Raw genomic sequence first — 13,879 nt, forward strand, 5'->3', positions numbered from 1 at the left:
CCGGTAAGTATTAATTAAAAAGAACTGACAGCTCATCGTCGTCAAGTCCATCCGCCCGGGCGCCCAGGGAAAAGGAAGTAACTGGTAACTCTTCCCGGAATTTATTATATGCCATCATATGCAGCAGCCATTTCACCAGGTTGTCTGCAAATGACTGAATGGTAGCCTTTTCATGGGCTAAACGATTATATTGTATATCTATTTCCAGTGCATTCTTTAATACAATAACATTGAGTTCCAGCTTAGCTGTCATCACATTGTCCGGGTCTGTGTTACTTCCCCTGGCGTCATCGGAATAAGCAAACAGATCATTGTCGAATTCCTGGTCAAATTGTCCGAGGTAGTTAAACCTGATTTCAGACAATTTCTCCCTGCTAACCTGCAGGGTCTGATGCAGGTACCTGAAAATACCGTATCCCAGCCCATTGCCGGGAACATGGGTCATCTGTTCCCTGACCTCCCATATAACAGCTTCAAGGGCCCCCTCATGGAGTTGCAATTGCTGGGGATACATAGAAGTAAACCAGCCAACAGTCCTGGAGATATTCAGACCATCGAGATATCTCCCATGATTTTCCTGCTCGATAACACATACATTCTTTCCCGTCCAGTCCCTGACAGACAGCGCTAAAGCCGCATTTAACAGGATGGTTATGTCCGATTTATATACCTGGTGTGCGAGCTTCAATAACGCCCGCGTGCCTGCTTTATCTATCGTACGTTTTTCACTTGCGGCATTCATCGTGCGCCAGTCTGCCGGACGCTTATCCAGGGGAAGTGAAAATGGAACATTGGCCACTGATTGCCAGAATGCCAGTTCCGCCGCATTGCCTTCAACATGCGGATAACGCAGCAAAGCATCGTACCACTCTCTGGCAGTTGCTGTTTTAGCGGGGAATTTTACCGGGCTATTGTTCTTCAGACTTTTGTACGTAGTATAAAGATCTTTCAACAAAATTCTCCAGGAAACACCATCAACAATTAAATGATGAGCTGTGATAAATAACATCCTGTGGTTGCCTCCCATTCTGAAAACAGCTGCTTTCAAAAGAAGATCCCTTGAAATATCAAAGCTACTTTTAAGAGACATGCATATTCCCTTCATTTCCTGGCCCTGAACGTCCAGGTCATATGATGTTATGGTGAATGGATTATCGCGGTGATGCTTATTATAGAATAATGTTTCCCGCCTGGGATCATAGTTGATTCTCACTCCATCGTGTTGCCTGATGAGTGCCTGAAAAGACAACTGCAGCAAATGGAGATCGATCTCTTCATGAAACGAAAGCAACATGGAATGATTGTAGAAATCCGGACGTTGAAAATCCTGATCAAAAAACCAGGCTTCAATAGGCATCAGCTCACGGGAGCCCTCTATGTATCCCTGCTCATATTCCCGGCGACTCTCCGTATTCTGCAGGTTGGAGACGATCTGCCGGATTGTTTGATAGATGAGAATATCCTTTATGGTCAGCATAAAACCTTCATCAGCTAACCGGGATAATATCTGGATAGCCTTGATAGAATCTCCTCCAAGTTCAAAAAAATTATCACTGGCCGAAATATTATCTACCCCAAATACCTCATTCCATATGGCTATAAAAGTTTTATCGTGTGCATCTATCTCCCGGACATCCAAAGTTTCAGAAAATTCCACCGCCGGAAGTGCTGCATGATCTACTTTTCCATTAGAGGTAAGCGGATAAGCATCCAGTTGAATAAAATAAGCCGGCATGGCGTAGTAGGGTAGTCTATCTGACAGGTAAGACCTGAGCAACGGTTCTGCTATGGTCTCCTGTCTCCCCGAAACAATGTAATAAGCTACTATAACAGGAGACTTCTTCCCGTCCCTGATGATGACTACCGAAGAAGCAATCCCCTCGTAAGTTGCCACCTGGTGTTCAATTTCAGTCAGATCAATTCTATGGCCGCTGATTTTAATTTGCTTATCTGTCCGGCCTATATACTCAATAAGGCCGGAAGGAAGGCGCTTCGCAATATCGCCTGTTCTATACATCCTTAACCCTGTCACAAAAGGGTCGTTGATGATTTTCTGCCCGGTGAGTTCCTGGCTACCCAAATATCCTCTTGCTACCCCTTCGCCGGAAATATACAATTCCCCTTTAACACCGATGGGTACCGGCTTAAGCGAATCATCCAGCACATATATGCGGGTGTTAGCGGCAGGTATGCCAATAGGCACTGCCGCGGCCTTGTCTGCCGGGTCAAATTGATGAATCATGCATCCTACAGTTGCTTCTGTCGGTCCATATTCATTATAGATCTCTATATGACTTCCAAAAAGCAGGTGTATTTCCGCCGCAATGGAACGGGTCAATTCCTCACCACCAACGATAAAGCGTTTTATTTTACTGTTACGCGCAACTTCCCTGGAAATGCAGGAGGCGATCAATATCAAATGCGAGGGAGTGGCTTTAACTACTGCCACTTTATTATCAAGCACCACTCTCCGCATCAAAAACTCATCTTCCGCAGCGCTATAAATAACAATCCTGTTACCGGTTACCAACGGTAAAAATAAAGAGGTGATGGTTAAATCAAATGAAATAGAGGTATACAGCGGGAACGCAGCTTCCTCTTTTTTCACATACATGTCCGAAGCCCAGATAATATAATTGACCAATGAATGATGCTCAATCATCACGCCTTTGGGATTCCCGGTGGTACCGGAAGTGTAAATGATGTAAGCCAGGCTGTTGGGCTCAGCCGGACTATAAGTAGCAGGAACATTTTCCGGTAGTGTCAGCGAACTGATATCCAATATTTCCAACAAGGGCAGCTCAGAAAGTAGCAAAGCTACTTCCGGCAGGTCGCTTTCTTCTTTGCCTGTGATCATCATACTTGCCCTGCTGTCTGTAAGCATGTAACTGATTCTCCGGACAGGCGTTGATATATCAATGGGCAAAAAGCAGGCTCCCGTTTTCAGCACTGCCAGTATGGCCACCATCAGTTCAGGACGCCTGTCCATCAGCACGGCCACAATACTCTCCGTGTTGATACCTTTACTTCTCAGTATAAATGATAACCGGTCAGCCTGCTCATTCAATTGACGGTAAGTGATAGTATCATCCCCGTATTCTATCGCAATCGCCTCCGGCGTGGCTTCCGCCTGCCGCCTGAACTGTTCATGGATAGTGGTATGGAGCGGAAAATCTGCAGCGGTATTATTAAAATGATGAATGATATCCTGGTATTCTACTCCGCTTAGCAAATTTATTTCATGAATGCTGATGTCCGGCTTCTGCGTTATTTGTTTTACCAGGTTAGCAAAGTGACCGGAAATCCGTTCTGCCGTTTCCTTTTTGAAGAGGCTTGTATTGTATTCGATGACGTACTTTAATGTCTGGTCATAATAAAATACTTCCATCGAAAGATCAAACTTGGCAATTCCCGGATCGAAGAAATGGCGCTGGACCTGCAGATCGCCGGTCTTCATATGATCGTAGCCAATATTCTGATAAACGAACATGGTATCAAAAAGACGATTACGACTGGCATCAGCAGGTGCTCCCGCCTGTTGTATCATCCTTTCAAAGGGATAATCCTGGTTATCCAACACGGCCGTTAACAGATGATGATGTTTTTCCAGCAGGTCGGGGAAAAAAGTATTGGCGGGAATATCGCTTATCACAGGCAGGCTGTTGACGAACATGCCGACTATATTCAATAGATCCGGGTGGGTTCTGCCAGCGGCGGCAATACCTATTGCAACCTGTGGCTGTCTGCTGTACTTTGACAATAGCACGCTGTATAATGTGAACAGGAGTGTATTCAGTGAGCAGGCATATTGTGTGGCTATCCGGGAAAGACCGGCGGTGATATCTTTATCCAGCAGCACTTCCAGTTTTTCGCCTTTGGGATTAAAAATAACGGGACGGTTGAAATCAATGGGCGGGTCCAGTACCGGAACGGATTGAGCTAATTGCTGTTTCCAGAATAATTCCTGCCTTTGGAGGCTGCCCGATGCAAACATACGATGCTCCCAATCCGAGTAATCACTGTAAGTAACGGGAATAGAAGGCAACTCATCCCCCCTGTAGCATTCGAATAATTCCTGTATGAAAATATTCACGGATATACCGTCGCAGATGATATGGTGAAAATCTAAAAACAAGTAATGTTGCTGCCCCGGAATGTTTACCAGGCGGATCTTGAACAGTGGTGATTGATGCAGGTCGAAAGGGGTAATCAGCTCCCGGAACAATTGATCCAGGTTCTCCGGAGTGGAAGTTATGTAATCAAACGGCAAAGCCACTGTTTCGTGAATCCTGTATACCGGCTGTTGAGGGTCTTTAAATGACATACGTAACACTTCATGCCTGGATATCAGTGTTTCTATGGCTGCCTTCAGTTTCTCCCGGTTAACAGGCCCGTCTATCTTTAATGTAACAGGTATATTGTATGCGGTAGACGTTTGATCTACTTCCCATGTATAGTACATCCGTTTTTGTGCAGCAGACAATACATACGTATCTGACGGTGCTGCACGGGGGATGGAATGATAAGGCGCCGCTTTCTCCAGGTTGGCTATTTCAGCAGCGAGCGCCGGGATGGCAGGGTAGCGGAAGAGTACTTCCAGGCCCATCTCTACTCCCAATTCCTTTTTCACCAACATGCATACTTCAGATGCCCTTAAAGAGTCCCCGCCATTTTCAAAGAAGTGACCTTTCCCATCAAAATGCGGATGCTTCAGAACCCGCTGCCAGATATCAAATAGCTTTTGCTCGATAGGTGTCTCCGGGTGAAACACGTCAAAATCATTGGCCGCATCTTCCGTTAAGCGAAATAATGCATTCGTTGTTTCCCTGTACTTACCGTCGAGGTATTGCGCTATCAGTTTAAAGCGTTGCAGCTTACCACTGGTAGTTCTGGGTATATTCTTTACTGGAATCACCTGGTCAATCTCAAATCCACACCTGGTATTGATCAATTTCTTCAGCTGTGTTGCGGTTTGAATAAACGAAGAAAGCTCGCCCCGGTGAAGCACAAAAGCAATCACTTCGTCTCTCTGCGTATTCCTGTTAAAAAAACCACCAACGGCTATCTTGTTTAGTTCTATGGTATCAATTTCCTCTGCAATGCGTTCGATGTCGTGCGGGTAAAAATTCTGACCATTAATAAAGATGATATCTTTCGCTCTTCCGGTAACAAATAGTGATCCCTTGTCGCTGAGGAAGCCAAGGTCACCTGTTTTCAACCATCCATCCGCACTGAATACTTGTCCGGAAGCCTGCTTATCATTGTAGTAACCCTTTGTTACATTATTTCCCTTTATCTGTATATGGCCTATTACAGCGGCATCAACCGGATGATCATCATCATCCGCTACTCTCAGGGAGCAACCATCCACCGGTTTGCCAACATCTGCAAAAGAAACTGCGTCAGCAGTCTCTTCACTAAACACTACCTTATCATTGATATTAACATGATTTCTATTAACCATTACAGCGACCACATCGCTATCAAGATCCGATATGGTAACTGCCACACTCGCTTCTGCCAGTCCATACACCGGGCGCATTGCCTGTTCCCTCAACCCAAATCTTTTCATGCTATCTGTAAACTCTTTACAGATTTTTGTAGATATGGGCTCAGCGCCGTTATAGATAATCCGCAGGCTGGAGAGGTTCCAGTCGTGATGATCATCGGGTGTATAATGCTTCAGAAAATACCGGTAGCCGAAATTAGGTGAGCAGGTAATGGTGGCTCTGTGCCGGGAAAGTACATCCAGCCACAGTGCAGGTCTGCGAACAAACAGGCTTGTTGGTATCAGGCACTGATTCATTCCATGCAGTAAAGGATTAAGATGAAAGCCGATCATACCCATATCATGGGTAAGTGGCATCCAGCTCAACGTGGAATCTGAAACCGAATATTGCGCAGCATTACTAATGCCCTGTATATTGGTAATAAGATTTTCATGAGTGAGTACAATACCTTTGGGATTTCCGGTAGAGCCTGAAGAAAACTGGATAAACGCAATGTCCTGCGGACTTACGGTTACCGGCTCAGCAGCCGCACCGGCTGATAGCGCTTCCGACTCATTAATGTAACGCTTACTGATCTCGTCACTGCTTGAAAAAAGAGAGTTTGACAGGGCATATCCGGTCATCTTTTCAAAGTGCGCTGCAGAGGAGATGAGGTGGGGCCTGTTCAATATCTTCCAGACATTAAACAGTTTTTGCCGATGCATATCCGTTCCTCCCGTTGCCAGCGGCACCGGGATCATGCCTCCTAATATGCAGGCCCAGAAAGCAATAAGAAGAGATTTATTATCATCAATTTGCAGGATCACCTCGTCATTTCGGCAAACGCCCCGTTTCTGCAGCACCAGTAAGCACTGCAATGCTTTTTCATACAAATCTTTATACAACAGGAAATGTTCATCAGTATGGCTTTCAATAAAGGTAATGCCAGCATTTCCCAATGTACTTTGTGCCTGTATAAGTTGAGTGAGGTTTGTTATACGCATATCGCTTAGTTAACTCAGATCTGGCTTCCAAACTCAGCGGAATGCTCACGTGGAATTACAGGAAAATCCCGTCAGTACAATCACGTAGCGGCACAGCATAAATTTTTATCGCATAGCTTGCTCTGTTCACAGAATTATTACATTCTGAAAAATAAGTACGCTAACGGCAAAATGAGTGTCAGGTTGAATTTGAATGGAGCAAGACACAGCTCCGCTGAGGGTTGTTACAAATCGAGGGTCAATAAAAAAAACTGAGAAATTCGGGTTTAATATTTGCAAAATAATGTTTTAAATGATAATTTCAAAATTATTAGAAGAGTCAAAACTGCTTTTCTATTTTTTGTATAATAACCCAATGCTTACTGTGCTGTATCCATATGCCTTCCTATAGTGCATCACACATTTTGAATCTTCAATTATCAATTAATTTCTGTTTATGCAATCCAACGTTACAAAACCCGGTTTATTAACGAAGCTCCAAACCTCATCAGTAGCCAGATCCTTAAAAGAAAAAATCCTGCTTAAAATAAAATCACGCTACCGGATAAGCGCAGATTTCGGCATTGTCAGCATCACCAGCATAAACAGCGTAAAAATAAAGCCTGTAAGCTTATATAATAACGCCCGGAATATGATTTGCGAAACCGGCAGTATCCAGGTTAAGTTCAGCTGGTATTCCCTTTTAAAAGGCAGGATAAAACTGATCTCTGTAAAAATATCTGATTGCAAAATTGTTATTAACAAAAGAGAAACTATACCTGCAAATACGACAGCGAAGAGTACGGTAGTTATCAGTCCCCAGGATATGATCAGAAACTTTTACAAACGCATATCCACCCGGGTAGACACTGCGTTTGAATCGATTCCTCCGCAGGTCAACATTGAGAACCTGGAAATAATTCTTTCGGGTCATAAAAATGTACAGGTAAAAATCAGTTCGTTCGCCTTGAACAAACGCTATTACAACACGGCGCCTGGCTCTCACCAGGATGGACGCTTCCAGCCAAAAGGAATAGCCAGAAAGCTGGTTGCGGAAAAACAGCTAACGGTGGATGTAGGTAATTTCACCATGGTTGCTGATCTACAGGCAGATACTCCTTCCACCACTGTAACTGCCAAACAATTAACATTCAGGCTTAGCCGGGGTAAAGACGAAAACAACGGGATCTCTTATGATCTTGAAACCAATACGCACGACCTCACCTTGCACAATAGTAAGGTAAGTAATCAGCAGGCATTTACCTGTGACCTGGGCCTGATGTTGTATGCCAAACCCGACTCAGAAGGATTTCATATCGACCGTCAATCCTGTTTTCATCTGAATAACCTCAGATTCCCTTTCTACCTGGATCATTCTTACAGGGAAAATGACATTATCGAGTTAGGAGTAAACCTGGTTTCTTGTCAAATGGAGGATATATTGAAATCTTTTCAGGACTTCACTACACAAAGTTTATACAGGAGTTCATTTTCCGGTACCCTGGGCTTCCTTTCCCGCTTACGGTTTGAGTTAACCAACTCATTCAAAAGAGAATTTGAAATCAAACTGGATAACAATCTTCGCATTTTGGATCATGGCGGCGCAGACTATTCCTATTTAAAACAACCTTTTGTTCATAACGTCTATGATGGAGATATCGCTGTAAAGTCAATTAACCTTGATAGCGGTAATTCTTTTTTTCTTCCGCTGGACAAGATATCAGCAGACCTTAAAAAGGTAATTATCTGTACCGAAGATCCTCATTACTACACCCATAAAGGAATTGACTCTGAGGCTATTTTTCTTGCTATGGCATCCAATATAAAAAGCAGGAAACTAAGCCGCGGCGCCAGTACCATAACCATGCAGGTGGTCAGAAATCTTTTCCTGTACCATAGAAAAAATTTTCAAAGAAAAATAGAGGAAGTTATACTGACGTGGTACCTGGAAGAGGTATTTTCTATTGGAAAGGACCGTATACTGGAGATATACCTCAATATCATTGAACTCGGTCCGGGTATCTATGGCGTCCAGGAAGCTGCTTACTTCTATTTTGACAAACCGGCTAATCAGCTCACCCTGACCGAATCGCTTGCCCTGGCCTATATTATACCAAGACCAAAATTCTTCCTGGAAGCCCTTAAAATGAATTCACCGAAATTAAGAAAGAACCTGACAGCACACATCCTGCACAATTCAAAAGTGATGCTTAAAAAGGACATCATCTCTTTAGAAGAATTTGAAAACATACAATACAAAATAACATTTGCACCCAGCCTGGGAGAGTTGAATCTGACAGAGGTGGAGGCTGCCATCACCGGTAGTTAACCTGACCAAACGACATAAATCATTAATCAGCTAAGACTCCCGTCTGGGATGCGGAAAAAATGTTTTCCGTATGCCCATCTGCGTAAGCCGGTCTTGACAATGAAAAATAGGTATGTTGCAGGAACCGGCTGTAAAGCCCACTGGACCTGAGTTCCTTAAGTATTTCGAGACATCTGATTTCATAGTCGCCGAATAGTTCCCGGAATGAAACAGTTTCGACATCTCCGCCCAGATCCAGAAATTTCAACTTTATTTTTCCTCTTGTTAAAAATTTCAACCTGAACAATCTGGTGGTTCCCGGCTGGTATCTTTTGATGGTTGTCCACATGATCTCGTCATCCTTCATAATATCCCATTTGAACCAGTTTCTGTGGAGAAATAATATTTCCCCGGCCGGGTCATGTTGTACCATTGACATACCGCAGAAGCCAACGGCAGACTCGTCCATTCCACATAGTCCTACGCCATCTGCAATCATATAATAAGGAGTATGCAATGCTTTCCAGGCAAATCTGAAGGTATCTTTATCCCCCAATAACATCCTGTAATAGTCTTTTTTATTCAGGTTAAAATGCAGACAAAGGTTAAGTTCTTTCCAGCACTTTTCTTTGTTAATCAACAGCTGCCCGCTCTCCTGCTCTATCGAACCATCCTCTTCGGAATCAATAATTTTCCAAATAGGATTATGGCGGTCAGTTGTCCAGAAGTCGGGCCAAAAAATCGTTCCATGTTCCTGGTATTCTTTACTGTCAAATAGGAATGCAGGATCTGAGATACAATTATTATCAGCATCCAGGTATAACACTTCCCTGAAATCACTTTGTAAAATGGCAAATGGCTTCATGGCGTAGCTCGTGAGTGCAGTAAGATTGGTTGTTGTGCAGTCCTCGCAATTCCTGCACCTTACATCCAATCGTTCCAATGCCGTGATGGCCTCTGCATTCAACTCTATTCCGGTATACCATACTTCTATCGGGAGTGTACAGCCATTTCTTCTCAACATATTGATGTTGATCCAGGCGCAGGTAAAATAATTCACGCCCCCTGCACAAATTACAATCCCCCTTCCTGAAAAACGGGCAGGAAAAGGTTCTATTTCAGCAACGAATTTTTTCCATTGGGTATTCAATTTCCTGATCCATTGTCTATTACCTGTGCAATGGACTTTTCTCACACAATCATCCGTAAATGTTGACTTTCCTTCTTTTAAAGATCCGGAAGTACGCCTTTTAAAAAGCTGGAGGAACTTAGTCGCGAGCATAATAATGGTGTCGGGTTTAAACAAATTAATGAATCCGTGGCATCAGACTAATATAAGAAAAAATTTGAAAATTATTTTCTAAATACAATCAAACGAAATAAGAAATTTAAATTATTGCGCAAGAGTTGTCCCCTCTTCCTCATTTCCGGGTTTGTCTTTCTTTTCATTTATAACGTAGTTTTTCGATCAGTCGTCCGGCTCATTCCTGAAAGCGGCTCAATTACATACAATTTAGAACTACAAGACTATATGCTTACTGACGGCACTTGCTTTTTGCAATGCCCAATCAGATTTTTACGCCACCTGCTAAAACAGACAATATCAAATACTTCAAATTACTGTTTGATGAAAATACATTGGCCTTGTTGCCACAACTATGCTCTTTTTTAGTCAACCCTTTAAACGAACCAACTATAGCTCTTGACAGTGCTGCAAAAGAAAGAGTAATAAAGGTTTTTGGAATTTTAAACCAGATACTGTACTTAGATAATATACAAAGACAGATTTCAATGGACATCGTGGTCCCTGAACGGTTAAAGATACCGGAAAACGGATCGTAAAATATGCGCTGATTGACGATGATGGCCCAACAGGGAAATTTTTCAGTGAGGAAAATAATCCTGAAACAGGAGAAATACCCTGGTAGTGCAGATAGGTTAACCCAAATGAAACCCCGTAATCAAGAACTGCGAATCCACCCTTTTGATCGACTAAAAACAGATCAAATAACAAAGCTCGCGACTAGCGCGAGCTTTGTTATTTGATGGTGATCCCTGTGGTTCAGAAACCGAACTATTTTCCAATGGATTTATGGCGACTCACCACTATAGCCAGGGATTCATTCAGTTCCTGTATCGTCGTGATTTTACTTCTCGTATTTATCACTAAATAAAATCATGAATGCTTTGTATACTCCTATTGCAAACAAGAGTAACGCCGTAAGAAACAAACCAATATATTGTGCCACCCACCCTATCAAAATGGCAACAATATGAATCTTCCCGTTATATGGCTCGAATACCTTGCCCGAATATACATAAACTGCAAATGCCCCGAAAATGCCAATCCAAAGTATTGCATACAGGATATCAAGCGGCTTTTTACTCATTTTGTTAAACTTCAACATAATTTTGGTTTTTAACGGCGCTAATAACTTAACAAGCCAATAATAGCGGCACTTTTCACACTAATATTTTCACATCAAAAATAGATGAGCCATGATTCAATTCATGCATCCGTTTTATATTCGAAAGTTATAAGCCGATATTCGCCCAAAATTTGGTCATATTCGAAAGGTATAATACCATCGTTGTCCGGTTGTCCCCATCGTTTCAACTTAAAGATGCAGTCAAACTGACCATTGAAATATTCCCTTTCACCCCCTGATTTATCGAACTGACGGTTGTAGCCTCCTGAGAATATCAATTTTTCCGTAAGTTTAACAATGAATAAAAATGAGCACCGTATTTGCTGGTACAGTTCCCTGCTGATCGCCCTGATGGTAAACTCACCAAAACTTTTAGCTTTGCGTGAAAATGGGCTCATGGCCAGGTACTGGCATTTTAATCCTTCTGAGCTTTTATTCCAGTTTGCATTTAACCTGCTTTTTTGTGTTCTTCTTTTCAGCGTTAATCTCCGCAGGGGAAAATGGCTGTCATCTTACCGGGAAAAGGAAAAGTATTTACTCTACACTGTTTTCAACGTCCTTGCATTTTGTGTTTTATTGATTACCGGCACGGTATTACAACGTTTGTTTTTCCCGGGGCTCCAATTGACCCGTCTGATGTTCTCAGGTTCTTTCTTTCGACTGGGCCTGAGCGCAATATTGACAGCCATCATCGTTAAGATCATTTTGCTGATGCGTAACTCCCGGAGCATAACAGCCGAAAATCAGCAATTGAAAAATGCTTATCTGGCCTCGGAGTTACAATTACTAAAAGAGCAGATGAACCCGCATTTCCTGTTCAATTCCCTGAGCAGCCTTTCAGCAATAGTCCGTGAAAATCCGGAACAGGCTCAAAAATACATCCGTGATATGTCTGCTGTTTTTCGTTATGCACTGATAGGTTCCCATACGGATCTGGTTCCCCTTACCGATGAACTGACAGTGCTCAGATCATTTGCAAAACTTATTTCAATGCGGCTGGAAAATGCGTTTGAGCTCACAATCAATATAGCCGATGTGTACCTGCCGGTTAAAATACCTCATCTATCGTTGCAACCCCTGCTTGAAAATGCAGTCAAGCATAATGCAGCAACCGCTGAAAGACCATTACGGGTACAAATTAAAGTAAAGGATGGTCAGCTTATTTTCAGTAACAGCCTTTGGGAAATACCAACACCGGAAGCGAGCAATGGAATGGGCCTTGCCAACCTGAATGAACGTTTCAGGATCATGATCCACCATGAAATTGAAATCAGCCGGTCAGATACACATTTTATAGTAAAACTCCCTTTAAAACAATGACAAATATCCGTATAGTGGTCGTGGAGGTACGGTCAGCAGCCCGGGCCTCTTTGGCAGTTATCCATGGGTCGATAACAACAAGGGATATTGTGCATTTTTAATGGCTTTCTATCTGAAGTCCGACGGGAGGCAAGCCCAATATGCGGAGTTGAGAAAACTGGTTATTCGAAAATAACTAAAAGTTTTATCATAGCCTCAACCCCTAAAGATTTTGATACAGGTTAAATAGCCCCCGGCTCCTGAGGGAAAGCGCAAAATACAACTTGTAATACATACAACCTGACATTTTGCAGTTTTCAGTGAAGCGGGAAATCTGTAAGATATTAGCCTAACCATTCAAATATTTTTTAAGGCCATCGATCAATTATATTTTACAAGGCGTGACCATCTAAATAGGCAATTTCTGATTCCTACTTAAAATCTCCAGTTGCTGATATTATTTATCATACGGACCAGAAAAAGAATAGATAGATAACCGGAATTAAGAACCTCTTAAAATACTATTTATAGTCGATTTTAAGGAAGATAAAAGAGAACTGCCGAGGACCCAAAAAACGTCTGATTTGCATTTTTAAGATCTCATTAAAAGCGATCTACGAGGTGTGTATTTTCTGCTTGATCTTATTTTGATACATAAATATTATGTCCCATGCGTTGCTGGAACCCGCCAGATGTTCGATTGTGATACAATCAGGGATTTTTTGACTGCTACCCTCCTAAGTCGGGGCAGTAAATGGGGAAAATACGCACAATTACATATATAAAAATGATATTCTATTACTGAAGAGATTTTACTTTTCTTAAGTTGTAAAAAGAGACAAATGGGTACGAAAACAATGACCTAATGGTGGTTCAAAACCCTAAATATTGATTATTTTTAGCCCAAGTTCATCCACCGAAAGGGGCAATATGCCCAAAAGAAGCACTCTGAAAAATTGTTTGGAACCGCTTTCAATTTCTCATTTTAGCACAGCACTGTAACTTAAAGAATGGACGTTAGAGATGTAAACTTAAGTGTAACGGCACATGTATACAAGGGAGAATTTGCCAGAATAAATAACCATTCACACCGTTTTGCAGCGTAATCATGGTTTGCCTTTCTACAATGGCGCGGTAACAAAATTAAAGGGCGGCTAATGATGGCAAGGGCATTAGTGATACGATTCAAGACTTAATAGATAAAAAATAAACAAAAAAATAAAAATGGGATATTACGATAATATATACGCCGCAACTTATAAATTCTATTCCCGGTTTAAACGAGAAGAACCTAGGCCAAGTGCCATCTGTGTCGTGGCTGTATGCCAAATGATGTTATGTATTCTGATATTTGCAATTTTTCAAAGAATT

The 13,879-nt window shown here is 42.3% G+C and carries 6 protein-coding genes; 2 read left to right on the plus strand and 4 right to left on the minus strand.

The genetic code is table 11. The features are described 5' to 3' along the window. Window positions 1-10: 10 nt before the first annotated feature. On the minus strand, window positions 11-6,493 hold the full coding sequence (locus PV783_RS22560; protein WP_420989666.1) for an amino acid adenylation domain-containing protein: 6,483 nt from the start codon (window positions 6,491-6,493) through the stop codon (window positions 11-13). A 436-nt stretch (window positions 6,494-6,929) separates the two neighbouring features. Between PV783_RS22560 and PV783_RS22565 the strand changes: the two genes are divergently transcribed. Continuing rightward, entirely contained in the window at window positions 6,930-8,801 is a 1,872-nt protein-coding gene (locus PV783_RS22565) for a biosynthetic peptidoglycan transglycosylase (protein ID WP_420989667.1), read from the plus strand. A 22-nt stretch (window positions 8,802-8,823) separates the two neighbouring features. Here the strand turns inward: PV783_RS22565 and PV783_RS22570 are convergent, their stop codons facing one another. The 3 genes from PV783_RS22570 to PV783_RS22580 all read right to left on the minus strand — a co-directional run bounded on the left by PV783_RS22570 (window position 8,824) and on the right by PV783_RS22580 (window position 11,188). After that, window positions 8,824-10,062 (minus strand): hypothetical protein, encoded by a 1,239-nt coding sequence (locus PV783_RS22570; RefSeq protein ID WP_420989668.1) that lies wholly within the window; start codon window positions 10,060-10,062, stop codon window positions 8,824-8,826. Window positions 10,063-10,348: 286 nt separating this feature from the next. Continuing rightward, on the minus strand, window positions 10,349-10,579 hold the full coding sequence (locus tag PV783_RS22575) for a hypothetical protein (protein ID WP_420989669.1): 231 nt from the start codon (window positions 10,577-10,579) through the stop codon (window positions 10,349-10,351). A 348-nt stretch (window positions 10,580-10,927) separates the two neighbouring features. Then, window positions 10,928-11,188, minus strand: coding sequence for a hypothetical protein (locus tag PV783_RS22580; RefSeq protein ID WP_079472606.1), 261 nt, complete (start codon window positions 11,186-11,188; stop codon window positions 10,928-10,930). A 318-nt stretch (window positions 11,189-11,506) separates the two neighbouring features. Between PV783_RS22580 and PV783_RS22585 the strand changes: the two genes are divergently transcribed. Then, window positions 11,507-12,529 (plus strand): sensor histidine kinase, encoded by a 1,023-nt coding sequence (locus PV783_RS22585; protein ID WP_420989670.1) that lies wholly within the window; start codon window positions 11,507-11,509, stop codon window positions 12,527-12,529. The last annotated feature ends 1,350 nt before the right edge of the window (window positions 12,530-13,879 follow it).

Origin of the sequence: Chitinophaga sp. CC14 (assembly GCF_048957795.1) — a bacterium.
GTDB lineage: Bacteria > Bacteroidota > Bacteroidia > Chitinophagales > Chitinophagaceae > Chitinophaga > Chitinophaga ginsengisegetis.

Coding starts and splice junctions, on each gene's coding strand:
- PV783_RS22560 (WP_420989666.1), bottom strand. CDS start 6,493: ATGCGTATAACAAACCTCACTCAACTTATACAGGCACAAAGTACATTG.
- PV783_RS22565 (WP_420989667.1), top strand. CDS start 6,930: ATGCAATCCAACGTTACAAAACCCGGTTTATTAACGAAGCTCCAAACC.
- PV783_RS22570 (WP_420989668.1), bottom strand. CDS start 10,062: ATGCTCGCGACTAAGTTCCTCCAGCTTTTTAAAAGGCGTACTTCCGGA.
- PV783_RS22575 (WP_420989669.1), bottom strand. CDS start 10,579: ATGTCCATTGAAATCTGTCTTTGTATATTATCTAAGTACAGTATCTGG.
- PV783_RS22580 (WP_079472606.1), bottom strand. CDS start 11,188: ATGTTGAAGTTTAACAAAATGAGTAAAAAGCCGCTTGATATCCTGTAT.
- PV783_RS22585 (WP_420989670.1), top strand. CDS start 11,507: ATGAATAAAAATGAGCACCGTATTTGCTGGTACAGTTCCCTGCTGATC.